Origin of the sequence: Caulobacter vibrioides, assembly GCF_002310375.3 — a bacterium.
Classification (GTDB): domain Bacteria; phylum Pseudomonadota; class Alphaproteobacteria; order Caulobacterales; family Caulobacteraceae; genus Caulobacter; species Caulobacter vibrioides_D.
Genome location: NZ_CP023315.3, coordinates 2,161,583 through 2,185,324, shown reverse-complemented (window position 1 = coordinate 2,185,324; position 23,742 = coordinate 2,161,583). Strand labels below are relative to the sequence as shown.

Here is a 23,742-nt window from a genome sequence, read left to right as displayed (position 1 = left end):
AGAATGGCAATCGCCAAGGTCAATGGCGTCGAGGTCGAGTTCGAGCCCGGCATGACGGTTCTGCAGGTTGCGGAGCTGGCCGGGGAAGAGATCCCGCGCTTCTGCTATCACGAACGCCTGTCCATCGCCGGCAACTGCCGGATGTGCCTCGTTGAGGTGAAGCCCGGCCCGCCGAAGCCGCAGGCCTCGTGCGCCCTGCCGGCCGCTGAGGGCCAGGAGATCTTCACCAAGACTCCGATGGTCAAGAAGGCTCGCGAAGGGGTGATGGAGTTCCTGCTCATCAACCACCCGCTGGACTGCCCGATCTGCGACCAGGGCGGCGAGTGCGACCTGCAGGACCAGGCGGTTGGCTACGGCCGTGACGACAGCCGTTACGAAGAGAACAAGCGCGCCGTCGAAGAGAAGTCGATGGGCCCGCTGATCAAGACCGTGATGACGCGCTGCATCCAGTGCACGCGCTGCGTCCGCTTCATCACCGAGGTCGCCGGCTCGCCGGAGATCGGCCTGATCTCGCGCGGCGAAGACGTTGAAATCACGACCTATCTGGGCGCGGCGGTGACGTCGGAGCTCAGCGCCAATGTGATCGACCTGTGCCCGGTCGGCGCCCTGACCTCCAAGCCCTACGCCTTCGAAGCCCGGCCGTGGGAACTGAAGAAGACCGAGAGCGTCGACGTCATGGACGCCCTGGGCTCGTCGATCCGCGTCGACGCGCGTGGCGCGGCGGTGCTGCGGGTGCTTCCGCGCATCAACGACGAGGTCAACGAGGAATGGATCTCGGACAAGACCCGCTATGCGGTCGACGGTCTGGGCCGTCAGCGTCTTGACCGCCCGTATGTTCGCGTCGGCGGCCAGCTGAAGCCGGCCACCTGGGCCGAGGCCTTTGCGGCCATCGCCGCCAAGGTCAAGGCGACCGCGCCGGAGCGCATGGGCGTGATCGCCGGCGACCTGCAGGACGCCGAGAGCCTGAAGGCGACGAAGGACCTCTTCACCGCCCTGGGCGTGAAGAACCTCGACAGCCGTCAGGACGGTTCGGCCCTGGGCGCGGGTCCGCGCGAAGGCTGGCTGTTCAACGCGACGATCGCCGGCATCGAGAACGCCGATGTGGTGCTGTTCGTCGGCGCCAATCCGCGCCTCGAGGCCCCGGTGCTCAACAGCCGCTTCCGCAAGCAGTGGATCGCCGGCAAAACCCGCTTTGGCGTGATCGGCGAGCAGGCCGACCTGACCTTCGGCTACGACTATCTCGGCGCGGGCGCCAAGACGCTGTCGGGCCTGGCCAAGAGCAAGAGCGACTTTGTCGCGGCCTTCAAGGCCGCCGAACGTCCGGCCATCATTATCGGCCAGGGCGCTCTGGCGCGGGCTGATGGCGCGGCGATCCTCAAGGCCGCCGCCGGCCTCGCCAAGACGATGAAGGTCGTCCGCGAAGGTTGGAACGGCTGGAACGTGCTGCACACCGCCGCCGCGCGCGTTGCGGGCCTCGACATGGGCTTCGTCCCGGCCGAAGGCGCGTTGTCGACCGGCGATATGCTGAAGCCGGGCGCGCTGGACGTGCTGTTCCTGCTGGGCGCCGACGAGTGCGAAGCCGCCGCGTCGGACGCCTTCAAGATCTATCTCGGCACCCACGGCGACAACGGCGCCCACAAGGCGGACGTGATCCTGCCGGGCGCGGCCTACACCGAAAAGAACGGCCTCTATGTGAACATGGAAGGCCGCGTGCAGATGGGCCGCCGCGCCGTGTTCCCGAAGGGCGAGGCCAAGGAAGACTGGTCGATCCTGCGGGCGCTGTCCGAAGTTCTGGGCCACAAGCTGCCGTACGACAGCCTGGACCAGCTGCGCGCCAAGCTCTTCGCCGATCACCCGACCTTCGGTCAGATCGACTACGCGCCGGGCTCGGTGGCGACGGTCTTTGACGTCGGCGCTCTTGGTGCTGACGGTGAGGTCTCGGACGCGCCGTTCGAAAGCCCGGTCAAGGCCTTCCACCTGACCAACCCCATCGCGCGCGCCAGCGTGACCATGGCCGAGTGCGCGGCCGTGGCCTCGGGCGCCGCCAAGATCGCGGCGGAGTAGGCCGATGCAAGCGTTCTTCGCCAACCCCGCCGTCTCCTGGACCCTTCTGACCACCGGCGGGATCCTGCTGGTCGTGATCTGGGTGCTGTTGAGCCTGGCGTTCCTGCTGCTGGCCGACCGCAAGATCTGGGCCGGCGTTCAGATGCGCAAGGGCCCGAACGTGGTGGGTCCCTTCGGCCTGCTGCAGTCCTTCGCCGACTTCTTCAAGTTCGTGCTGAAGGAGATCGTGATCCCGGCCGGCGCCGACAAGGTCGTGTTTATCCTGGCGCCGCTGATCAGCCTGATCCTGGCCTTCGTCGGTTGGGCCGTGGTGCCGTTCGCGCCGGGCTGGGTGGTCTCGAACCTCAATGTCGGCATTCTCTACCTGCTGGCGATGAGCTCGTTGGGCGTCTACGGCATCATCATGGGCGGTTGGGCTTCGAACTCGAAGTACCCGTTCCTGGGCGCCCTTCGTTCGGCCGCTCAGATGGTGTCGTACGAAGTGTCGATAGGCCTGATCATCATCACGGTGATCCTGCTGGCGGGTTCGATGAACCTGTCGACCATTGTCGAGAAGCAGACGGGTTGGATCTGGAACTGGAACGTCTTCGGCGGCGGGCTGAACAACCTCGTTCTGCTGCCGGTCATGGTCGTGGCCATGGGCATGTTCTACATCTCGGCCCTGGCCGAGACGAACCGCCCGCCCTTCGACCTGCCGGAAGCTGAATCCGAACTCGTTGCCGGTTATCAGGTCGAGTACAGCTCCACGCCTTACCTGCTGTTCATGGTCGCCGAATATTCGAACATCGTTCTGATGTGCGCGATGATCAGCGTCCTGTTCTTCGGCGGCTGGAACCCCGGTTTCCCGACCGATTTCCTGAACAGCTGGCACCCGTTCGCGGCCAATTTCTTCCTGGCCTTGGTGTTCTACGCCAAGATCTGTTTCTGGTTCTTCATGTTCGCCATGGCGAAGGCCATCGTGCCTCGCTACCGCTACGACCAACTGATGCGCCTGGGCTGGAAGGTGTTCCTGCCGACGTCGCTGGTGCTGGTCGCCGCGGTCGCCGCCTGGCGCGTGTTCGGTCCGGCGGCCTGATGCGTCGGGCCGCGATCCTGGCCTTGACCCTGGCCGGGGCCGCCCTGGTGGCCTGCCAGGCGGTGTCGGCTCCGGATCGGTCCTATTCCCTGGGCGATGGCGTCGTCAGCTATGACGATCTCCGGCGCGAGGGCGACAAGTGCAAGGCCTCGGGTGGAACCATCCGGGCCAAGCAGGACGGGGGAGACCCTGTCCAGCTATCGAACTACACCTGCGTCATTCCCCGGACCGGGAAATGAGGCGGGTCGTTCTCGGGATCGCGGCGATCGGCCTTCTGGCTGGGTGCTCGACCTGGGGCGAAAGCATTCCGCGGCCGCCGGAGCGGACGCTTGAGGACAAGGTCGAGGCGCGCCGCAAGGCTGACGACAAGACCCAAAAGTGTGTCCTCGAGCAGACGTTGCGACGGCAGCAAAAAGAGCAGGGTAGGGACGTCCGTCCCCTCCCTAAGGAAAAGTGTTAGGAGAGCTCTGGTGTTCCAGCGCATCACTCAGGCGGTCAAGGGCGCGGCCCTTCTGGACTTCGCGGGCGCGTTCGGCCTCGCCATGAAGTACATGGTCGCACCGAAGAAGACCGTGATCTATCCGAACGAGCGCAATCCGCAGTCGCCCCGTTTCCGCGGCGAGCACGCCCTGCGCCGCTATCCTTCCGGTGAGGAGCGTTGCATCGCCTGCAAGCTCTGCGAAGCCATCTGCCCGGCGCAGGCGATCACCATCGAGGCCGAACCGCGCGAGGACGGCAGCCGCCGGACGACCCGCTACGACATCGACATGGTCAAGTGCATCTACTGCGGCCTCTGCCAGGAGGCGTGCCCGGTCGACGCGATCGTCGAGGGCCCGAACACCGAGTTCGCGACCGAGACCCGCGAAGAGCTCTACTACGACAAGGAACGTCTTCTCGATAACGGCGACCGTTGGGAACGCCTGATCGCGAAGAATCTGGAGTTGGACGCGCCGTACCGCTAAAGACGGGGCCGAATCCGGGGTAGGCGGTGCGTCACGCGGCGCGCCGTTGTTGGACTTAAGATTTCAGGGGAGCCCAGGGCCAATGCCCGTGCAGGCGATCGCATTTTATCTACTGGCTTTCGTGACCATAGCGGCGGGTCTTCTCGTCGTGTCGGCGCGCAACCCGGTGCACTCGGTGCTCTTCCTGATCACCGCCTTCTTCTCGGCCGCCGGCCTCTTCGTCCTTCTGGGCGCAGAGTTCCTGGCGATGCTGCTGGTCGTCGTCTATGTCGGCGCGGTCGCGGTGCTGTTCCTCTTCGTCGTCATGATGTTGGACGTGGACTTCGCCGAGCTTCGTCAAGGCTTCGTGCAGTACCTGCCGTTCGGCGGCTTGATCGCCGTGGTGATCGCCATCGAGATGGTCATGGTCGTCGCGGCCGTGGCCACGAACGGCGCCGCCGCCAAGAACGCCCTGCCGAACGCTTCGCCGGGCGGGGTTCCCAACACCGAAGCGATCGGTCGCGTGCTCTACACTGACTACGTCTTCTTCTTCCAACTGGCGGGCCTGGTGCTGCTGGTGGCCATGATCGGCGCCATCGTCCTGACCCTGCGCCACAAGCCGGGCGTCAAGCGCCAGGATATCGGCAAGCAAGTCGCCCGCACGCCCAAGACCGGCATGGAGCTGGTTCAGATCAAGCCGGGTGAGGGGATCTCCGAATGATCGGCCTTCCGCACTATCTCGTCGTCGCCGCGATCCTGTTCACGATCGGCGTCTTCGGCATCTTCGTGAACCGCAAGAACGTCATCGTCATCCTGATGTCGATCGAGCTGATCCTTCTGGCGGTGAACATCAACCTCGTGGCGTTCTCGGCCTATCTGCACGATGTGGCGGGCCAGATCTTCGCGATGTTCGTCCTGACCGCCGCCGCCGCCGAGGCGGCCGTGGGCCTGGCGATCCTCGTCACCTTCTTCCGCAACCGCGGCGATATCGCGGTTGACGACGCCAGCATGATGAAGGGCTAAACGACGTCATGCAGACGCTTGTCACCATTCTCGTTTTCGCGCCGATCATCGCCGCGGCGATCGCCGGCCTGTTTGGCCGTCGCATCGGCAACTTGGCCTCGCAGTCGGTTACGACCGGCGCGCTGATCCTGTCGTGCGCGCTGTCCTGGTATACGTTCAGCCAGTGGACCTGGGGGCACATGGAGGCCTTCACGGTCAACCTGCTGCCGTTCATCCACATCGGCGACTTCCAGGCCAACTGGTCGATCCGGATCGACGCCCTGTCGGCGACCATGCTGATCGTGGTCACGACGGTTTCGGCCCTCGTGCACATCTACTCCTGGGGCTACATGGCCGAGGACGACAGCAAGCCGCGCTTCTTCGCGTACCTGTCGCTCTTCACCTTCGCCATGCTGTCGCTGGTGACCGCCGCCGACTTCATGCAGCTGTTCTTCGGCTGGGAAGGCGTGGGTCTGGCCTCGTACCTGCTGATCGGTTTCTGGTTCAAGAAGCCCTCGGCCAGCGCCGCCGCCATCAAGGCGTTCGTGGTCAACCGCGTCGGCGACTTCGGTTTCGCCCTGGGCATCATGACCACCTACTGGGCGTTCGGCACGATCCAGTTCGCCGAGCTGTTCCCGCTGATCCAGGCCAACGCCGGCAAGACCTGGGAATTCGCCGGTCACCTTTGGCCGCTGATGGATATCGCCTGCTTCCTGCTGTTCATCGGCGCGATGGGCAAGTCGGCGCAGTTCTTCCTGCACACCTGGCTGCCGGACGCCATGGAAGGCCCGACCCCGGTGTCGGCCCTGATCCACGCGGCCACCATGGTGACCGCCGGCGTCTACATGCTGTGCCTGCTGTCGCCGATGTTCGAGTACGCCCCGGTGGCTAAGAACATCGTCACGGTGATCGGCGCGGTGACGGCCCTGTTCGCCGCCACGGTCGGTCTGACCCAGAACGACATCAAGCGCGTCATCGCCTACTCGACCTGCTCGCAGTTGGGCTACATGTTCTTCGCAGCCGGCGTCGGCGCCTATCAGGCGGCCATGTTCCACCTGTTCACGCACGCCTTCTTCAAGGCCCTGCTGTTCCTGGGCGCCGGTTCGGTGATCCACGGCATGCACCACGAGCAGGACATGCGTCGCTACGGCGCCCTGGCCAAGTTGCTGCCGGTGACCTTCATCGCCATGACGATCGGCACGATCGCCATCACGGGCCTCGGCTTCCCGCCGCTGCACCTGGGCTTCGCCGGCTTCTACTCGAAGGACACCATCATCGAGGCGGCGTTCGCTGCGGGCGGCCACAACGCGCTCGCCATGTTCGCCTGGGTGATCGGCGTGCTCGTCGCGGGCCTGACCTCGTTCTACTCCTGGCGCCTGGCGTTCTTCACCTTCAACGGCACCGCGCGCTGGGGTCATGACGACCACGGTCACGACGCTCACGGTCACGATGCGCACGCGGCTCATGGCCACGACGATCATGCGCATGACGATCACGGCCACGGTCACGACCACAAGCCGCACGAAAGCCCCTGGGTGATGCTGTTCCCGCTGGTCGTCCTGTCGGTCGGCGCTGTCGCCGCCGGCTTCGTCTTCACCGGCTACTTCGTGGGTCACCACCAGGAAGAGTTCTGGCGCGGCGCGATCTACACCGCCCCGACCAACCACGTGCTGCATGAAGCGCACGAGGTGGCCATGTGGGTGAAGTGGAGCCCGCTGATCGCCTCGCTGATCGGCCTGCTGATCGCGGTGTATGTCTACCTGATCAAGGGCAACGAGCGCCTAGGCCTGAAGCTGGCCGAGCGCAAGGGTCCGCTGTACGTCTTCTTCTACAACAAGTGGTTCTTCGACGAACTCTACGAGGCGACCTTCGTGCGCTTCGCCAAGTTCCTCGGCGACCTGTTCTGGAAGGGCGGCGACCAGAAGATCATCGACGGCCTGGGCCCCGATGGCGTGAGCGCGGTCTCGTATGAGGTCGGCAAGCGCACCGGCAAGCTGCAGACCGGCTATCTCTACCACTACGCGTTTGTCATGCTGCTCGGCGTCGCCGGTCTGCTGACCTTCGCCCTGTACGCATTCCGTTGAGGGGGACGGAGCTCATGAGCGGCCTTCTCAGCCTTACGACCTTCGCGCCCCTGGCCGGCGTCGCGGTGATCCTCGCCGCGCGCGCTCTGCATGGCGCGGGGGAAAAGTCCGACACCCTGGCCAAGTGGATCGCGCTCGTGACCACCCTGGTTACGTTCGGCCTGTCGATCGTTCTCACTGTCCAGTTTGACCCGAAGAACCCCGGCTTCCAGTTCGTGGAAGACATCGCCTGGTTCGCGGGGCTGCACTACCGCATGGGCGTGGACGGCATCTCGGTGCTGTTCGTCCTGCTGACCGCGTTCCTGCTGCCGATCTGTATCGTGGCCAGCTGGAAGTCGATCGAGAAGCGCGTCGTCGAGTATCTGATCGCCTTCCTCGTGCTTGAGACCCTGGTGATCGGCGTCTTCTGCGCGCTGGACATCGTGCTGTTCTACCTCTTCTTCGAGGGCGGCCTGGTTCCGATGTTCCTGATCATCGGCATCTGGGGCGGCAAGCGCCGGATCTACGCGGCCTACAAGTTCTTCCTCTACACGCTGCTCGGCTCGGTGCTGATGCTGGCCGCGATCCTGGCGATGATCGGGATTTCGGGCACCTCTTCGATCCCCGAGCTGATGACCTTCAAGTTCGCCCCGTGGCTGCAGACCTGGCTGTGGCTGGCCTTCTTCGCCTCGTTCGCGGTGAAGATGCCGATGTGGCCGGTCCACACCTGGCTCCCCGACGCCCACGTCGAGGCGCCGACGGCCGGTTCGGTCATCCTGGCGGGCATCCTGCTGAAGATGGGCGGCTACGGCTTCATGCGCTTCAGCCTGCCGATGTTCCCACACGCCTCGGAGCTGTTCCAGCCGCTGGTGTTCGCGATGTCGGCGATCGCCATCATCTACACCTCGCTGGTCGCCTTCCGTCAGACCGACATCAAGAAGCTGATCGCCTATTCGTCGGTCGCCCACATGGGCTTCGTGACCATGGGCATCTTCTCGGGCAACGCAGCGGGCGAGCAGGGCGCTCTGTTCCAGATGCTGAGCCACGGGATCATCTCGGGCGCGCTCTTCCTGTGCGTCGGCGTGGTCTACGACCGCATGCACACCCGCGAGATCGCCTTCTACGGCGGGCTCACCAACCGCATGCCGATGTACGCGGCGGTGTTCATGCTGTTCACCATGGGCAATGTCGGCCTGCCGGGCACGTCGGGCTTCGTCGGTGAAATCCTGACGATGACCGGCGTCTACAAGGCCTCGACCTGGACCGCGATCGCCGCCGCTTCGGGCGTGATCCTGTCGGCCATGTACGCCCTGACCCTGTACCGCCGCGTGATGTTCGGCGAGATCACCAATCCGCAACTGGCCACGATCACCGATCTGGACAAGCGCGAGATCCTGATCTTCGCCCCGCTGATCGTGTCGACCCTGGTGCTGGGTGTTTATCCCAATCTCGTGTTCAACCTGACCGCGACGTCTGTCGACGCGCTCGTCGGCGCCTGGCGCGCCGCCGTGGGTGGGTGAGGAGCCAATGACCTTTTCCGCCAACTTCTCGCTCGTCCTGCCTGAGGTCGTTCTCGCGATCGCGGCGCTGGTTCTCCTGGTCGCCGGCGCCTTCCGAGGCAAGGTCGGGGCCATCTTCACCCTCGCGGCGGTCGCGTCGCTGATCGCCGCCGCCGCCACGGCGGTGCTGGGTCCCAAGGGTGTCGCGTTCGGGGGTGTCTATGTCGCCGACGCCGCGGCGACCTACGCCAAGGTGGCGATCTATCTCTCGAGCGCCGTGGCCGTGGTGCTGGGTGATCGCTGGCTGGCCCAGCGCGGCGACCAGAAGTTTGAGTACGCGGTCCTGGTGATCCTGGCCGCGCTCGGCATGGGCGTCACCGCATCGGCTGGCGACCTGATCAGCCTGTATATCGGCGTCGAACTTCAATCGCTGGCCCTGTATGTCCTGGCGGCCATGCGCCGCGACGACGCCAAGTCCTCGGAAGCGGGCCTCAAGTATTTCGTGCTCGGCGCGCTTTCGTCGGGCCTGCTGCTGTACGGCAGCTCGCTGATCTACGGCTTCACCGGCTCGACCCACTTCAGCCAGATCGCTCTGGCGGCCGCGCACGGCGGTTCGCATGGCGTTGGCCTGCTGTTTGGCCTGGTGTTCGTGATCTGTGGTCTGGCGTTCAAGGTCTCGGCCGCGCCGTTCCACATGTGGACCCCGGACGTTTATGAAGGCGCGCCGACGCCGGTCGTCGGCTTCTTCGCCGCCGCGCCCAAGCTGGCGGCCATGATGATGTTCGCTCGCGTGCTGGGCGACGCCTTCCCGGCCTCCGAGGAGCAGTGGCGTCAGATCCTGGTGATCGCCGCCCTGCTGTCGGTGTTTGTCGGCGCCTTCGCGGGCCTAGCGCAAAGCAACCTCAAGCGCCTGTGGGCCTATTCGTCGATCGCCAATGTCGGCTACGCGCTGCTGGGCGTCGCTGCAGGCGGCGAAGTCGGCCTGCAGTCGATGCTCATCTTCATGACGCTCTACATGGTCGACGTGACCGGCTTCTTCGCCTGCCTGCAGGCGCTGAACCGTGACGGCAAGCCGATGGAGACGATCCAGGATATGGCCGGCCTCGTAAAGCAGCGTCCGGGTGTCGCCCTGGCCATGACTGCGTTCTCGCTGTCGGCGCTGGGCCTGCCGCCGTTCTCGGGCTTCTGGGCGAAGTACTTCGTCTTCAAGGCCGCCATGGGCACGGGCGATGTGATGATGCAGTGGGCCGCCGTGATCGGTCTGGTCGGCTCGGTGGTCGCGGCCTTCTACTACCTGCGCCTGATCAAGGCGATGTGGTTCGACGAGGCTACGGGTTCGGTGGACGCGCCGTCGCCGTCGGCCCGCGCCGTTGGCTTCGCCGCCGCGGTCTTCTCGTTCCCGATCGTGCTTGTGGCCCTGGTCTGGCTCGAACCGGCCGCCAAGGCCGCCGCCGCCGCCTTTGGTCACGCGTGACGTGACGGGCGCTTCGCCCGTCACCGTCCCCCCGATCGTCTTTCTCGACGAGATCGACTCCACAAACGCCGAGGCCCGTCGCCGGGCCGAGGCGGGTGAGGGCGGTCCGTTGTGGTTGGTTGGTTTGCGCCAGACGGCTGGGCGTGGTCGTCGGGGGCGCGCCTGGGAGACAGGTGAGGGCAACCTCGCGGCCACGCTGCTCTTTCGCACCGATAAGCCGCCCGGCGAGGCGGCGCAGGTGTCCTTTGTCGCGGCTCTGGCGGTCGCCGATCTGCTGGCGCATTACGTTCCGAGCGAGCTGATCAGCCTGAAATGGCCCAACGACCCGCTGCTGGCCGGGCTGAAGGTCAGCGGCGTCTTGGTCGAGTCTGGCGCCTCACCGCTCGGCGGCCTCTGGCTTGCGGTCGGCATCGGCGTGAACCTCAAGCGCAAGCCGATTGACGCCGAGCGCCCGGCCACGTCGATCGCGACGCACCTGGAGACGCCGCCCTCACCGCAGGCGGCCGCCGAGATCCTGGCCGAAGCGTTCGAGCGCCGGCTCCGCACCTGGGAAATCCTTGGCTTCCCCGCCATTGCCGACGCCTGGACGGCGCAAGCCCATGGGTTAGGTGCGCCTTGCGTGGCGCGTCTTGGCCATGAGACGGTCGAGGGCGTGGCCGAGGCGTTGGACGCCGACGGCGCGCTCCGTCTGCGGCTGGCCGATGGAAGTGTTCGCCGGATCACCGCCGGCGATGTGTTTTTTGGAGGCGCTTGATGCTGCTGGCCATTGAGCAGGGCAACACCAACACCATGTTCGCAATCCACGACGGGGCGTCGTGGGTGGCCCAATGGCGTTCAGCGACCGAAAGCACGCGCACAGCCGACGAGTATGTGGTCTGGCTCTCGCAACTGCTGTCGATGCAAGGCCTGGGCTTCCGGGCGATCGATGCGGTGATCATCTCCAGCGTCGTGCCGCAATCGATCTTCAACCTGCGAAACCTGAGCCGGCGCTATTTCAACGTCGAGCCGCTGGTGATCGGCGAGAACGCCAAGCTGGGCATCGACGTCCGCATCGAGAAGCCTTCCGAGGCCGGCGCTGACCGCCTGGTCAACGCCATCGGCGCCGGGATGGTCTATCCGGGGCCCCTGGTCGTCATCGATAGCGGCACCGCCACGACGTTCGACATTGTGGCGGCCGATGGCGCCTTTGAGGGCGGGATCATCGCGCCGGGCATCAACCTGTCTATGCAAGCCCTGCACGAGGCCGCGGCGAAGCTGCCGCGCATCGCCATTCAGCGTCCCGCCGGTAACAGGATCGTGGGCACCGATACCGTGTCCGCCATGCAATCGGGCGTCTTCTGGGGCTATATCTCTCTGATCGAGGGCCTCGTTTCGCGTATCAAGGCTGAGCGCGACGAGCCCATGACCGTCATCGCCACCGGTGGCGTGGCCTCGCTGTTCGAGGGCGCGACCGACAGCATCGACCACTTCGACTCCGATCTGACGATCCGGGGTCTTCTCGAAATCTACCGCCGAAACACCATCTCCGAGACGTGATGAAAAAGTCCAAGAACGACGAGTTCGTCTTCCTGCCGCTGGGCGGGTCGAACGAGATCGGCATGAACTTCAATCTGTATGGCTTCGGGCCGGCGCATGATCGCAAGTGGATCGTGGTCGACCTGGGGGTGACGTTTGGCGACCAGACGACCCCGGGCGTCGAGATCATCCTGCCCGACCCGACCTATATCGAGCCGTACGCCGACGACATTCTGGGCATCGTGCTGACGCACGCGCACGAGGATCACCTGGGCGCCGTGCACTGGCTGTGGCCGCGCCTGAAGGCGCCGGTGTTCGCCACGCCGTTCACGGCCTTCCTGTTGCGCGAAAAGCTGCGGGACGCGGATCTGCTGGGCGAGGTGCCGATCACCGAGGTCCCGTTGGGCGGCAGCTTCAAGCTCGGGCCGTTCGAGCTTGAGCTGATCACCCTGACCCATTCGATCCCGGAACCGAACGGCCTGGCGATCAAAACGCCTCTGGGCACCGTGCTGCACACGGGCGACTGGAAGATTGATCCTGAGCCGCAGCTTGGCGCGCCGACGGACGAGGCGGCGATCCGGCGTCTCGGCGACGAAGGCGTGCTGGCCATGGTGTGCGATAGCACCAATGTCTTCCAGGAAGGCTCCGCCGGTTCCGAGGCCGACGTACGCACGGCCCTGGGCGACCTGATCAAGAGCCTGAACGGCAAGATCGCCGTGGCCTGTTTCGCATCCAACGTTGCGCGCATGGACACCGTGATCCGTGCGGCCCAGGCTTGCGGCCGCAAGGTCAGCCTCGCGGGCCGGTCAATGCATCGCATGGCGGCGGCCGCCCGCTCAGTCGGTCTGTTGGAAGGCCTCGAGCCCTTCATCAACGACGACCAGGCCAAGCATCTGCCCGAGAACGAGGTCCTCTATCTCTGTACCGGCAGCCAGGGCGAGGCGCGCGCGGCCCTGTCGCGCATCGCCGACGGCAGCCATCCGCATGTGAAGATGGGCTCGGGCGACCACGTGATCTTCAGTTCGCGGGTGATCCCGGGCAACGAGATCCCGATCCGTAACCTGCAGAACAAGCTGGCAGACCGCGGGGTGCGTCTGCACACCGAGCGCGACACGCCTGGCATCCACGTTTCGGGCCACCCGTGCCGGGATGAGCTGCGCCAGATGTACGCCTGGGTTCGTCCGCACATCGCCGTGCCCACCCACGGTGAGCGTCGCCATCTGATCGAACACGCGGCCCTGGCCAAGGATCTCCAGGTGCCGCACGCCGTCAGTCCGCGCAACGGCGACATGGTGCGGCTGGCGCCAGGCCAGCCGGGGATCATCGACGAGGTTCCAGCAGGTCGCCTCTATGTCGACGGCGGCGTCGTCACGCCCGAGAATGGCGAGGCCCTGCGCGAGCGTCGCCACGCCGCCTTCAACGGCGTGCTGGCGGTGTCGATCGTGCTCGACGGCCGCAACAAAATCGTCTCCGGGCCCCAGATCCGGGGCATCGGCTTGACGGGCGACGACGAGTACACGCTGGAAGACGCTCTGGACGACCTCTGCGAGGAGGCCGAAAGCGCCTTCAAGAAGCTGGCCGGTGACGCCCGCGAGATCGACGAGACGATCGAAGGCGCCATCTCCCGAGCCGTGAAGAAGGCCGCTTTCCGCATTTGGGAGCGTAAGCCGGTCGTCGAGACGACGGTTCTTCGTCTGTGATGTTTCGCCGTAGTCGTTTCGCCGAGCCTCAGATGCTGAGCCCGCTGATTTCGGATGCGGACGACAACGGATACGCCGCCCTTCTGGTGCAGTACCTCTATCGGGATCTGCTCAAGCGCGAGCCAGATCCCGACGCCTTGGCGGCCTGTGTGGCCTGGATAGAGCGTGGTGCGACCGCCGACGAGATCCGCGATGAGATCATCGCCTCTCCGGAGTACCGCGAGCGCGTCGCCGGTCATCCGATCGCCAAGTTTCCGGCCCTCTATCAGCCCGAGCGGATATCTTACTTCACGCATCGGGGGCGTTTCCGTCCGCTCGCGCTGAGCATCGAGACGGTCAACATCTGCAACAACGACTGTGTGATCTGCCCCTACTCGATCCAGACCCGCAAGCGGCAGGGTATGGAGATGGCGGTGTTCGCCAAGGTTGTGGCCGACTACGTGGCGCTCGGCGGCGGGCCGGTGACCCTGACGCCGATGGTTGGTGAGGTGCTGCTGGACAAGCAGTTGCTGGAACGCCTGAAGCTATTGCGCGCGATGCCGTCGATCTCCCGCGTCTCGGCGATCACCAACGCGACCATGGCCTATCTGTATACGGATGAGGAACTGGCCGAACTGGCCACCTACTTCGACCGCATCACCGTATCGGTCTACGGTCTCGACGCCGAAGAATTCCAGCTCATGACGCGCAAGGACCAATACGACCAGTTCATGGAGTCGTTGGGGCGTCTGATCCGCATCTTTGGGGTGGGCAAGGTCGCTCTGGGAGCGCGTCACCTGCGCAAGCGTCCTTCTGAAGAGGTCGAGGCGTGGCTGACAGAGGTGTCTCAGCGCGCCGGTGTCGAGGCCGGTCAGCTGACGTTGCCGGGTACCAAGGTCTACGCCAATTGGACCGTGTTCGACACGTCCAAGCCACTTCCGCTCGACGCCGAATGGATGCCTGCTCAGCAGAACACCGAGCAGTGCGCTCTGCCGCTGATCAGCCTGCAGGTGCTGTCCAGCGGCAAGGTGTCGTTCTGCGGCTGCGCCGATTTCGACGGCAAGACAGAGCTTGTTCTGGGCGATATCCGCGAAGCCAGTCTATCGGAGCTGTTGGGCTCAGAGCGCGTACGGGCGCTTTGGGACTGGCGTGGCTGTGGCGTCCCCGAGCCCTGCAAGGGTTGCAGCTTTCATATGCCGATCAGCAAATTGGACGATCTGCACTCGGCTTTTAGCGATCCGCTCGGTACGTTTGGGGGGTGAGGGAGAACAAAGATGATCGGCAAGCTCAACCATGTCGGCGTCGCCACGCCTTCCATCGACGAGTCGGTGAAGATGTACCGGGACCTGCTCGGCGCCACGTCGGTCACCGACAAGTGGGCGATGCCAGAGCAGGGGGTCTGGGTCTGTTTCGTCAATTTGCCCAACAGCCAGATCGAGCTGATCGAGCCCTATGGTGAAAACTCGCCGATCCACGGTTTTCTGGCCAAGAACCCGAAGGGCGGCCAGCACCACATCTGTTTCGAAGTCGAGAACATCTATGAGGCCCGTGACGCCCTGGTGGCGAAGGGGGCCACCGTGCTTGGCGAGCCGCGCATCGGCGCGCACGGCACGCTGATTATCTTCGTCCATCCCAAGGATATGGGCGGCATGCTTGTCGAACTCATGGAAACGCCGAAGGACGCGCATCACTGATGAGCCCGATTACCTGGTTCGCGATCTACATGACCATCTGGTGGACCGTGCTGTTCGCGGTTCTGCCCTTGGGGTCGCGCAGCTTTTTCGAAGCCGGGATCAAGCCGCCGCCGGGTGTCGATCCGGGCGCGCCGATGAATCCGAACCTGAAGCGCAAGTTCATCACCACGACCTGGCTTTCGGCCGTGGTGTTCGGACTGTTCTTCCTGATCGTGCACTTCAAGCTCATCACGCTTCCGGACCTGCCGGCGGCCGTCTGACGTGCGAATGCATAAGCCTTGAGCGGGGAGCGGGCGATTTGCCTTCAAACGCTCAAGGCTTGGGCGAACGGCCTCATTGTTAGCGCTTCCTGCGGTTGGTCGTGCCCCAACATCTGTTTGGTCGGTAGGGTGTCTTCAGGAGATCGGCCTCGCCGGTCTCGCTCTGTGGCGTCTTCCCCGACGATGACTGACAGGCCGCGCGGCGATCCGCGCGGCCTTTCTTTTTTCCGCCGGGAAGCCTTACTTCCGCCCGAAGCGCGACCACAGAAAGCTCCGGTTGGTATCTGCGATCACCGCGCTCGCAGGCTTGGACGGGTCTGTCTGCCGGCCCAGTTTGGATGAAAGATCTGAACTGCGCAGGCTGTACCGCGTTGCCAAGCTGTCGGGCGAGGGGCTATCTCAGGCCCTTCTCGAATTCCCGGAGTTTCCAAGCTGATGCGCTTGTCGCGCTATTTCCTGCCGGTGCTGAAGGAAGCGCCGTCTGACGCCCAGATCGTCTCGCATCAGCTGATGCTCCGCGCCGGCATGATCCGCCAGGAAGCGGCGGGCATCTATGCCTGGCTTCCGCTGGGCCTGCGGGTCCTCAACAAGATCGAACAGATCGTCCGCGAAGAAATGGATCGCGCCGGCGCCATCGAGCTGCTGATGCCGACCATCCAGCTGGCCGATCTGTGGCGCGAAAGCGGTCGCTATGACGACTATGGCGACGAGATGCTGCGCATCACCGACCGCCACAAGCGTGAGCTGCTGTTTGGTCCCACGGCCGAGGAGGTCGTCACCGACATCTTCCGCGCCTCGATCAAGAGCTACAAGGACCTTCCCAAGAACCTCTACAACATCCAGTGGAAGTTCCGGGACGAGCGCCGTCCGCGCTTTGGCGTGATGCGCGGCCGCGAGTTCTTCATGAAGGACGCCTACAGCTTCGACCTCGACGCCGACGGCGCGCGCAAGTCGTACAACCGCATGTTCGTGGCCTATCTGAACCTGTTCGCGCGGATGGGCCTGAAGGCCGTTCCGATGCGGGCCGACACCGGTCCGATCGGCGGCGACCTGAGCCACGAGTTCATCGTCCTGGCCGAGACCGGCGAAAGCGCCGTCTTCTGCCATAAGGACCTCGTCGAGATGCCGGCTCCGGGGCCGGACCTCGACTGGATCAACGGCGACCTGCAGCCGATCGTGAACGAGCGCACGGCGCTGTACGCCGCGACCGAGGAAATGCACGACGAGGCCGCTTTCAACGCTCTGCCGGAAGGCGATCGCCTGTCGGCGCGCGGCATCGAGGTCGGCCACATCTTCTCGTTCGGCACGAAGTACTCCGAGCCCATGAAGGCCACGGTCCAGGGGCCCGATGGCCAGCAGGTCCCGGTCCAGATGGGCAGCTACGGCGTCGGCGTTTCGCGCCTCTTGGGCGCGATCATCGAGGCCAGCCACGACGACGGCGGCATCATCTGGCCGGAAAGCGTCGCCCCGTTCGACGTCGGCATCGTCAATATGCGCCAGGGTGACGCGGCCTGCGACGCGGCCTGCGAGACGGCCTATGCGGCGCTCAAGGCCGCCGGCAAAGACGTGCTCTACGACGACACCGACGCCCGCGGCGGCGCCAAGTTCGCGACCATGGATCTTATCGGTCTGCCCTGGCAGATGATCGTCGGACCCAAGGGCATCGCCGAGGGTGTTGTCGAGATCAAGAACCGCAAGACCGGCGAGCGTTATACCGCCTCGCTGGAATCGATCCTCGACGGTCTGACCAAGAGCAAGAACGCCTGATGCCAGACGCCCGCGCCGCCGGTCCCTTCAGTCGCTGGGAGCGCTCCGTCGCTCGCCGGTATCTGTTCGCCAAGCGCAAGAACGGCGGCGTGGCTCTGATCTCGGTCATCTCGTTCAGCGCGGTGATGCTGGCGGTCTTCGCCCTCATCACCGTGATGAGCGTCATGAACGGCTTCCGGGCCGAGCTCCTGGGGCGGATCGTCGGGTTCAACGGCCATCTCTACGCCCAATCGCCGCTGATCAACGGTCCTGATCGAGACATGATCATCCGCCGCATCAAGGCCGCGCCCGGCGTCACCCAGGCCGCGCCGATGGTCGAGGCGCAGGCCATGGTCATCGGTCCCACCCAGGTCACTGGGGCGATCGTGCGCGGCGTGGCGACGAGCGACCTGCGCCAGATGTCGCTCATTTCGGGCAACATCAAGAAGGGCTCGATGGAGGGGTTTGGCCAGGGCGAGTATGGTGGCGACATCGTGCTGATCGGCGACCGCATGGCCCAGACCCTTGGCGTACAGCCCGGCGACCCGATCACCGTCATTTCCCCGTCCGGCCCCGCCACGGCCTTCGGCAGCTCGACGCGCGAGAAGAACTACATCGTTGGCGGCGTGTTCAGCGTCGGCATGAGCCAGTTCGACGAGGCCTTCATGTACATGCCGTTGGAACAGGCCCAGCTGTTCTTCGGGCGCGACACCACCGTCGACTACGTGGAGATCAAGGTCGACGATCCCGACAAGGCCAAGGAGATTAAGCCAGCTGTCGAAATCGCCAGCGGTCCTGGCGCTCTGGTCAACGACTGGATGGACAAGAACCACAGCTACTTCACCGCGCTCCAAGTGGAGCGGAAGGTGATGCGGCTGATCCTGTTCTGTATCGTCGCGATCGCAACCCTGAACATCATTTCCAGCCTGGTCATGCTCGTGAAGAACAAGGGTAAGGACATCGCCATCTTGCGCACCATGGGCGCCAGCCAAGGCGCGGTGCTGCGGATCTTCATCATGGCCGGCGCGTCGATCGGCGTGGCTGGCACCCTGTGCGGCCTGGCGCTGGGCGTTGTCTTCTGCGCCTACATCACCCCGATCCAGAACTTCGTGGAATGGGCGACCGGAACATCCGTCTTCAACGCCGACGTCTACATGCTCTCGCACATCCCGGCCAAGATCGATTGGCGGGAGGTGGGGGGAATCGTCCTTACCTCGGCGGCCATGAGCATCCTGGCGACTCTTCCGCCCGCCCTGCGCGCCTCGCGTCTCGATCCGGTGGAGGCGCTGCGCTATGAGTGACCCTGTTCTCGCCCTGCGCGGCCTGGAACGCGTCTACAAGACCGAGGCCGGCGACCTGCCCGTCCTGCGGGGCGTCGATCTGGACGTCTATCCCGGTGAAGTCGTCGGCCTGATCGGCCCTTCGGGCTCGGGCAAGTCCTCGCTCCTGCATTCGGCGGGCCTGCTCGAGCGGCCCGACGCCGGCCTGGTGGCCCTCGAGGGGCGTGACTGCTCCAAGCTCTCCGAGCGGGCGCGCACGCGCATTCGCCTGGGGACAGTGGGCTTCGTCTATCAGTTTCACCACCTGCTGCCGGAGTTCTCGGCGCTTGAGAACGTGGCCATGCCGCTAACGATCGCGGGCAGGGGACGTCGCGAGGCGGAAGCCAGGGCCAAGGAGCTTTTGGAAGGCCTTGGCCTTGGGCATCGCCTGAACCATCAGCCCGCCCAGATGTCGGGCGGGGAGCAGCAACGCGTCGCTATCGCGCGCGCCCTGGCCAATCGTCCCAAGCTGTTACTCGCCGATGAGCCGACGGGGAACCTCGACCCGGCCACCTCCGCAGCGGTCTTCCAGTCGCTATACCAAGTCTGCCGCGAGCAAGGCGTTGCGGCCGTGATCGCGACCCACAACATGGAGCTCGCGCGCTTCATGGACCGCGTGGTCGCCCTCAAGGACGGCCACCTGGAAGTCCAACGGGGTTAGAGCAGGGCAGTCTTCATCGCCGCGAAGAAGCCTTCGCGGTCGATCGCCTTGATCACGCGCGCGTTCGGCGCGCGCCGCTTGAGCGCAGGATCGGCGATCTCGATATCCGGTAGGATCGAGTGGGAAACGCTCAGATAGCCCCGGGTCAGCTCACCGATCGTTTCAACGTCGACCACGCAGTCCTCGGCTTCCAGGATCAGGCTCTGGGCCAGAGCGATCGCGCAGGTCAGCGCGTCCGGATGCAGGCTGCCGTCCAGTCCCTCGGTCTCACGCGCAAAGGCGAGCGACGCGCGGTTCACGTCGGTGAAGAACCGGGCCTTCTCGGTGCCCAGCGCGTCGAGCGCGTCGAGCTGCGCCGTCGTCCACAGGCCGTCCTTCAAGGTCAGGGTCCATGTCGCGATGGTTAGATTGAAGCCCGCATTGACGACGATCTTCGCCGCTTCCGGGTCGGCATAGAAATTGTACTCCGCCGCCGGCGTCACATTCCCGACGCCGTTGTCCGTGCCGCCCATGACCCACAGATGCTTCAGCGCCTTGGCGATGCGCGGCTCGCGCTGATAGGCCAGAGCGATGTTGGTGAGGGGCGCCTGAGCGATCAGGGTGATCTCGCCCGGCGCGGCCATGATCCGTCGGACAAGCTCATCGACCGCGTGACCTTCGGCGGGCCGCTGAGGGGTCTTCGCAAATCCGCTGTCGCTCATCCCGTCGCGCCCGAACACGTAGGCGGCGTCCAGCGGCGCGCGCATCAGGGGGAACTGGGCGCCCAGATAGACGGGAACTTCGCCAGCCCGCCCACAGCGATCCAGGGTGACGAGCGCGTTCTCGGCGTGCTGCTCAAAGCCCACATTTCCGTGCGCGATGGTGATGGCTTCAACCTCAACACCCGGGCGGGTGAGGGCGAGCATCAGGGAGAACACGTCGTCTCCCGCCGTGTCGGTGTCGATGATCAGGCGCATGCCGTTGATCTGGCCGACTCCCATCGCCTTGGCCACCCGTTTCGCAAAGGGCTGAGGGTCTGAGCGGGCCGGCGTGAAGAAAATGCGCAAGAAGGCTGCGGAACATCTTGTGAACAGAACAAAAGAGGAATAGGGAACAAAACAAGAAATCTGTGGAGGTTCCGATGATCCGTGTGGCGCGTGAGTCTTTGGCCCTTGTTTCCGTGGTCGGCTTCGTCTGGATGATGTGCACGGTGGCCAATTTGGTGGCCTGAGTCGCCGCATGGCGATGATCTAGCGGAGGTCGGTCATGGCGGACGGGGAAGGACAGGGTTTCGTCCACCTGCGGGTCCGCTCGGCCTATTCGCTACTGGAAGGCGCCATAAAGGCTGATCAGATCGGCAAGCTGGCCGCTGAGGCGAAGATGCCCGCCGCCGGCCTAGCGGACCGCGCCAACCTGTTTGGCGCTCTTGAATACTCGTCCTACGCCAAGGACGCAGGGGTCCAGCCCATTATCGGTTGCGCCATCCCGGTCGTCGGTATCGGCGGCGGCCCGACGGAGCGCTGGGCCCGTGCGCCGACCATCATGCTTATGGCGCAGGACGAGCGGGGTTATCTCAACCTCTCCGAGCTGTCCTCGATCGCCTATCTCGACAGCGCCGAACTGCCCGAGCCGGTCGTGCCTTGGGCCAAGGTCGCAGAATATAGCGAAGGCCTGATCCTGCTTTCGGGCGGAACCGATGGGCCGGTCGATGCGCTGTTCGCCGCCGGCAAGACCGCCGAGGCTTCGGCGGCGCTGGCCGAGATGCATCGCGTGTTCGGCGACCGGTTCTATGTCGAACTCCAGCGCCATGGGCTTCCGCGCCAGGCGGCTGCGGAGCCGGGCTTGGTGAACTGGGCCTACGACCATGATGTGCCCCTGGTCGCGACCAACGACGTCTATTTCGCCAAGCCGGGCTTCTACGAGGCGCATGACGCGCTCCTCTGCATTTCCGACGGGGCCTTCGTTGGCCAGGACGAGCGCCGCCGGGTGACGCCGGAGCACTGGTTCAAGTCGGCGGACGAGATGCGCAAGCTCTTCGCCGACCTGCCCGAAGCCTGCGACAACACCCTCGATATCGCCCGCCGCTGCGCCTTCATGGTGCACAAGCGTGATCCGATCCTGCCGAGCTTCCCGACAGGCGATGGCCGCAATGAAGCCGAGGAGCTCGAGCATCAGGCGCGCGAGGGCCTGAAGATGCGCCTCGAAGGCCTGACCCTTTCAGCGCCCGAGGAAGACTACTGGAAGCGGCTCGATTTCGAGCTCGGCATCATCAAGAAGATGGGCTTCCCCGGCTACTTCCTGATCGTGTCGGACTTCATCAAGTGGGGTAAGGCCCACGGGATCCCCGTCGGCCCCGGACGGGGTTCCGGCGCAGGTTCGCTGGTGGCCTGGGTGCTGACCATCACCGACTTGGATCCGCTACGGTTCGGTCTGCTGTTCGAGCGCTTCCTCAATCCCGAGCGGGTTTCGATGCCCGACTTCGACGTCGACTTCTGTCAGGAGCGGCGCGAAGAGGTGATCGCCTACGTGCAGGAGAAGTACGGCCGCGATCGGGTGGCTCAGATCATCACCTTCGGTTCGCTGCAGGCGCGCGCGGTGCTTCGCGACGTGGGGCGCGTGATGCAGCTGCCGCTCGGGCTCGTCGACCGGCTCTGCAAGATGGTGCCCAACAACCCGGCCGCGCCGGTGACCTTGGCGCAGGCGATTGATCTGGAGCCCCGTCTCAAACAGGCCAAGAAGGAAGACGCCAACGTCTCGGCCTGTCTGGACGTCGCGCTGCAGTTGGAAGGCCTTTTCCGGAACGCCTCGACCCACGCCGCCGGCCTGGTGATTGGCGACCGGCCGCTCACGCAGTTGACCCCGCTCTACAAGGATCCGCGCTCGGACCTTCCCGCCACCCAGTTCAACATGAAGTGGGTTGAGAGCGCGGGTCTGGTGAAGTTCGACTTCCTGGGCCTCAAGACGCTGACGGTGCTGGACCGTGCGGTGAAGCACCTGAAGAAGCGTGGCTTCGAGATCGACCTCGGAAAGCTGCCCTTCGACGACACCAAGACCTACGAGTTGCTCGCTTCTGGCCAGACGGTCGGCGTGTTCCAGCTGGAAAGCCAGGGCATGCGCGACACGCTGCGCAAGATGCGTTGCGGCTCGATCGAGGAGATCACCGCGCTGATCTCGCTCTATCGCCCTGGCCCGATGGACAACATCGACACCTTCGTCGACTGCAAGTTCGGACGAAAGCCTGTCGACACCCTGCACCCGTCGCTTGAGACCGTGCTGAAGGAGACCTACGGGGTCATCGTCTACCAGGAACAGGTGATGCAGATCGCCCAGATCCTGGCGGGCTACAGCCTGGGCGAAGCCGACCTTCTGCGTCGCGCCATGGGCAAGAAGAAGAAGGAGGAGATGGATCTCCAGAAGATCCGTTTCGTCTCGGGCGCCAAGGAAAAGAACGTTCCGGAGGAGCAGTCCGGCTCGATCTTCGAACTGGTCGCCAAGTTCGCCGGCTACGGCTTCAACAAGTCTCACGCCGCCGCCTACGCCTTCATTTCGTATCAAACTGCCTGGTTGAAGGCCAATACGCCCGTCGAGTTCTTCGCGGCCTCGATGAGCCTTGATCTGTCGAACACCGACAAGCTGGCGGTCTTCCACCAGGACGCCCGTCGGTTCGGCATTACGGTGCGGGCGCCGGATGTGAACCGGTCTGGCGCTGATTTCGAGGTCGAGAACGGCGAGGTGCTCTATGCGCTCGGCGCCATCCGCAACGTCGGCCTCGAGGCGATGAAGCATCTGGTGGCGGTACGCGAGGAGGGCGGGCCGTTCCGCGACGTCTTCGATTTCGTCGAACGCATCGACCCCCGGCAGGTCAACAAGCGGGCGATCGAAAACCTGGCGCGGGCCGGGGCCTTCGACTCGATCCACAAGAACCGCGCCCAGATCGTCGCCTCAGCCGATGTCCTGATCGCCCACGCCCAGAGCTGTCACGCCGACCGCCAGGGCGGGCAGGGCGGCCTGTTCGGCTCAGATCCCGGCGCGGGCCGGCCACGCCTGTCCAAGACCGAGAACTGGAACCAGGTCGATCTCCTGGATGAGGAGCTGTCGGCCGTCGGCTTCTACCTGACCGGCCACCCGCTGGAGGACATGGTCGGCATGTTGCGCCGTCGCCGCACGGTCATGCTCGCCGAGGCCATGGCCCAGGCCGAGGCCGGGGCGGAGGCCTTCCGGATGTGCGGCGTCGTTCGTCGTCGCCAGGAGCGAGCCTCTCAGAGCGGCGAGAAGTTCGCCTTCGTCTCCCTCTCCGATCCCACGGGCGAGTACGAGGTGCTCTATCCGCCGGAATCCCTTCGCAAGTGCCGAGATGTCCTGGAGCCTGGGAAGGCCGTGGCCATCAAGGTTCGCGCCAAGGCGAGAGATGGCGAGGTGCGTTTCTTCGGCGACGACGCCGAACCGATCGAGAAGGCGGTCGAGAACGTGGTGGCGGGTCTGAGGGTCCACTTGTCGCCGTCCGCCGCCGAGATCGACGCCTTGAAGCGCCGCCTTGAGCCCGCCCAGGCGCAGAAGGGGGGCGAGGTCACCTTCGTCGCCGCGATCGGCGGCGGCCGGGAGATCGAGCTCCGGCTGCCGGGTCGATATACCCTGGATGCGGCGCTGCGCGGTGCGCTGAAAACCGCGCCCGGGGTGGCGCTGCTGGAAGACGTTTAGGAAAATATTCCTATTTTTGGGGTCTCAGGGAGAGATCGCACGCGGTGGAATAGCTGGCTCGAGGTTGGAGAAA

Annotated in this window: 22 protein-coding genes and 1 pseudogene; 22 read left to right on the top strand and 1 reads right to left on the bottom strand. The window is 64.9% G+C overall.

The annotated features are described in order from the left end of the window. The first annotated feature begins 3 nt into the window (after positions 1–3). From nuoG to CA606_RS10265, 20 genes and pseudogenes are all read left to right on the top strand, one after another. Positions 4–2,064, top strand: coding sequence for an NADH-quinone oxidoreductase subunit NuoG (nuoG, locus tag CA606_RS10360; RefSeq protein WP_096051205.1), 2,061 nt, complete (start codon positions 4–6; stop codon positions 2,062–2,064). 4 nt (positions 2,065–2,068) lie between these two features. Then, the gene (gene nuoH / locus CA606_RS10355) at positions 2,069–3,139 is read left to right on the top strand and encodes an NADH-quinone oxidoreductase subunit NuoH (protein ID WP_096051206.1); all 1,071 of its coding nucleotides are present in this window, start codon (positions 2,069–2,071) and stop codon (positions 3,137–3,139) included. Next, the gene (locus CA606_RS10350; RefSeq protein ID WP_096051207.1) at positions 3,139–3,378 is read left to right on the top strand and encodes a hypothetical protein; all 240 of its coding nucleotides are present in this window, start codon (positions 3,139–3,141) and stop codon (positions 3,376–3,378) included. The genes nuoH and CA606_RS10350 overlap by 1 nt, the downstream gene beginning before the upstream one ends. Further along, positions 3,375–3,599 (top strand): hypothetical protein, encoded by a 225-nt coding sequence (locus CA606_RS10345; protein ID WP_096051208.1) that lies wholly within the window; start codon positions 3,375–3,377, stop codon positions 3,597–3,599. Before CA606_RS10350 ends, CA606_RS10345 begins: the two co-directional genes overlap by 4 nt. A 10-nt stretch (positions 3,600–3,609) precedes the next feature. Further along, positions 3,610–4,101 carry an NADH-quinone oxidoreductase subunit NuoI gene (gene nuoI, locus CA606_RS10340; protein ID WP_010919808.1) on the top strand — a complete coding sequence of 164 codons (492 nt, stop codon included), beginning with the start codon at positions 3,610–3,612 and terminating at the stop codon, positions 4,099–4,101. Between the two features lie 82 nt (positions 4,102–4,183). Beyond that, on the top strand, positions 4,184–4,801 hold the full coding sequence (locus CA606_RS10335) for an NADH-quinone oxidoreductase subunit J (RefSeq protein WP_096051209.1): 618 nt from the start codon (positions 4,184–4,186) through the stop codon (positions 4,799–4,801). Then, entirely contained in the window at positions 4,798–5,103 is a 306-nt protein-coding gene (nuoK, locus tag CA606_RS10330; RefSeq protein WP_096051210.1) for an NADH-quinone oxidoreductase subunit NuoK, read from the top strand. Before CA606_RS10335 ends, nuoK begins: the two co-directional genes overlap by 4 nt. Positions 5,104–5,111: 8 nt before the next feature. Further along, positions 5,112–7,166: an NADH-quinone oxidoreductase subunit L gene (nuoL, locus tag CA606_RS10325; RefSeq protein ID WP_096051211.1), complete on the top strand. Its 2,055-nt coding sequence runs from the start codon at positions 5,112–5,114 to the stop codon at positions 7,164–7,166. Then, complete coding sequence (locus CA606_RS10320; protein ID WP_181242537.1) at positions 7,163–8,665, top strand: NADH-quinone oxidoreductase subunit M; 1,503 nt, start codon at positions 7,163–7,165, stop codon at positions 8,663–8,665. Before nuoL ends, CA606_RS10320 begins: the two co-directional genes overlap by 4 nt. Beyond that, entirely contained in the window at positions 8,658–10,118 is a 1,461-nt protein-coding gene (nuoN, locus tag CA606_RS10315) for an NADH-quinone oxidoreductase subunit NuoN (protein WP_181242536.1), read from the top strand. Before CA606_RS10320 ends, nuoN begins: the two co-directional genes overlap by 8 nt. A gap of 1 nt (position 10,119) precedes the next feature. Then, positions 10,120–10,872, top strand: a complete 753-nt coding sequence (locus CA606_RS10310) for a biotin--[acetyl-CoA-carboxylase] ligase (RefSeq protein WP_096053804.1) — start codon at positions 10,120–10,122, stop codon at positions 10,870–10,872. Next, on the top strand, positions 10,869–11,654 hold the full coding sequence (locus CA606_RS10305; RefSeq protein WP_096051214.1) for a type III pantothenate kinase: 786 nt from the start codon (positions 10,869–10,871) through the stop codon (positions 11,652–11,654). The genes CA606_RS10310 and CA606_RS10305 overlap by 4 nt, the downstream gene beginning before the upstream one ends. After that, complete coding sequence (locus CA606_RS10300; protein ID WP_096051215.1) at positions 11,654–13,333, top strand: ribonuclease J; 1,680 nt, start codon at positions 11,654–11,656, stop codon at positions 13,331–13,333. The genes CA606_RS10305 and CA606_RS10300 overlap by 1 nt, the downstream gene beginning before the upstream one ends. Positions 13,334–13,365: 32 nt before the next feature. Next, the gene (locus CA606_RS10295) at positions 13,366–14,574 is read left to right on the top strand and encodes a radical SAM/SPASM domain-containing protein (protein WP_181242535.1); all 1,209 of its coding nucleotides are present in this window, start codon (positions 13,366–13,368) and stop codon (positions 14,572–14,574) included. 12 nt (positions 14,575–14,586) lie between these two features. Continuing rightward, entirely contained in the window at positions 14,587–15,006 is a 420-nt protein-coding gene (gene mce, locus CA606_RS10290; protein ID WP_096051217.1) for a methylmalonyl-CoA epimerase, read from the top strand. Then, positions 15,006–15,266 (top strand): DUF1467 family protein, encoded by a 261-nt coding sequence (locus CA606_RS10285; RefSeq protein ID WP_096051218.1) that lies wholly within the window; start codon positions 15,006–15,008, stop codon positions 15,264–15,266. The genes mce and CA606_RS10285 overlap by 1 nt, the downstream gene beginning before the upstream one ends. 18 nt (positions 15,267–15,284) lie before the next feature. Continuing rightward, positions 15,285–15,702 (top strand): annotated as a pseudogene (locus CA606_RS10280) (hypothetical protein). Then, positions 15,702–17,033 (top strand): proline--tRNA ligase, encoded by a 1,332-nt coding sequence (gene proS, locus CA606_RS10275; protein WP_096051219.1) that lies wholly within the window; start codon positions 15,702–15,704, stop codon positions 17,031–17,033. Before CA606_RS10280 ends, proS begins: the two are co-directional and overlap by 1 nt. Continuing rightward, positions 17,033–18,313, top strand: a complete 1,281-nt coding sequence (locus CA606_RS10270; protein ID WP_096051220.1) for a lipoprotein-releasing ABC transporter permease subunit — start codon at positions 17,033–17,035, stop codon at positions 18,311–18,313. Before proS ends, CA606_RS10270 begins: the two co-directional genes overlap by 1 nt. Next, positions 18,306–18,992 carry an ABC transporter ATP-binding protein gene (locus tag CA606_RS10265; protein ID WP_096051221.1) on the top strand — a complete coding sequence of 229 codons (687 nt, stop codon included), beginning with the start codon at positions 18,306–18,308 and terminating at the stop codon, positions 18,990–18,992. The genes CA606_RS10270 and CA606_RS10265 overlap by 8 nt, the downstream gene beginning before the upstream one ends. Here CA606_RS10265 and CA606_RS10260 read toward each other — a convergent pair. Then, entirely contained in the window at positions 18,989–19,948 is a 960-nt protein-coding gene (locus CA606_RS10260) for a nucleoside hydrolase (protein ID WP_096053805.1), read from the bottom strand. The two genes, CA606_RS10265 and CA606_RS10260, sit on opposite strands and share 4 nt — an antisense overlap. A 164-nt stretch (positions 19,949–20,112) precedes the next feature. Here CA606_RS10260 and sidA point away from each other — a divergent pair, with 164 nt between their 5' ends. Further along, complete coding sequence (gene sidA / locus CA606_RS10255) at positions 20,113–20,202, top strand: cell division inhibitor SidA (protein WP_096051222.1); 90 nt, start codon at positions 20,113–20,115, stop codon at positions 20,200–20,202. 35 nt (positions 20,203–20,237) lie between these two features. Beyond that, positions 20,238–23,669 (top strand): DNA polymerase III subunit alpha, encoded by a 3,432-nt coding sequence (gene dnaE / locus CA606_RS10250; RefSeq protein ID WP_096051223.1) that lies wholly within the window; start codon positions 20,238–20,240, stop codon positions 23,667–23,669. The last annotated feature ends 73 nt before the right edge of the window (positions 23,670–23,742 follow it).

Coding starts and splice junctions, on each gene's coding strand:
- nuoG (WP_096051205.1), top strand. CDS start 4: ATGGCAATCGCCAAGGTCAATGGCGTCGAGGTCGAGTTCGAGCCCGGC.
- nuoH (WP_096051206.1), top strand. CDS start 2,069: ATGCAAGCGTTCTTCGCCAACCCCGCCGTCTCCTGGACCCTTCTGACC.
- CA606_RS10350 (WP_096051207.1), top strand. CDS start 3,139: ATGCGTCGGGCCGCGATCCTGGCCTTGACCCTGGCCGGGGCCGCCCTG.
- CA606_RS10345 (WP_096051208.1), top strand. CDS start 3,375: ATGAGGCGGGTCGTTCTCGGGATCGCGGCGATCGGCCTTCTGGCTGGG.
- CA606_RS10335 (WP_096051209.1), top strand. CDS start 4,184: ATGCCCGTGCAGGCGATCGCATTTTATCTACTGGCTTTCGTGACCATA.
- nuoK (WP_096051210.1), top strand. CDS start 4,798: ATGATCGGCCTTCCGCACTATCTCGTCGTCGCCGCGATCCTGTTCACG.
- nuoL (WP_096051211.1), top strand. CDS start 5,112: ATGCAGACGCTTGTCACCATTCTCGTTTTCGCGCCGATCATCGCCGCG.
- CA606_RS10300 (WP_096051215.1), top strand. CDS start 11,654: ATGAAAAAGTCCAAGAACGACGAGTTCGTCTTCCTGCCGCTGGGCGGG.
- CA606_RS10295 (WP_181242535.1), top strand. CDS start 13,366: ATGCTGAGCCCGCTGATTTCGGATGCGGACGACAACGGATACGCCGCC.
- mce (WP_096051217.1), top strand. CDS start 14,587: ATGATCGGCAAGCTCAACCATGTCGGCGTCGCCACGCCTTCCATCGAC.
- CA606_RS10285 (WP_096051218.1), top strand. CDS start 15,006: ATGAGCCCGATTACCTGGTTCGCGATCTACATGACCATCTGGTGGACC.
- proS (WP_096051219.1), top strand. CDS start 15,702: ATGCGCTTGTCGCGCTATTTCCTGCCGGTGCTGAAGGAAGCGCCGTCT.
- CA606_RS10270 (WP_096051220.1), top strand. CDS start 17,033: ATGCCAGACGCCCGCGCCGCCGGTCCCTTCAGTCGCTGGGAGCGCTCC.
- CA606_RS10265 (WP_096051221.1), top strand. CDS start 18,306: ATGAGTGACCCTGTTCTCGCCCTGCGCGGCCTGGAACGCGTCTACAAG.
- CA606_RS10260 (WP_096053805.1), bottom strand. CDS start 19,948: ATGCGCCTGATCATCGACACCGACACGGCGGGAGACGACGTGTTCTCC.
- sidA (WP_096051222.1), top strand. CDS start 20,113: ATGATCCGTGTGGCGCGTGAGTCTTTGGCCCTTGTTTCCGTGGTCGGC.
- dnaE (WP_096051223.1), top strand. CDS start 20,238: ATGGCGGACGGGGAAGGACAGGGTTTCGTCCACCTGCGGGTCCGCTCG.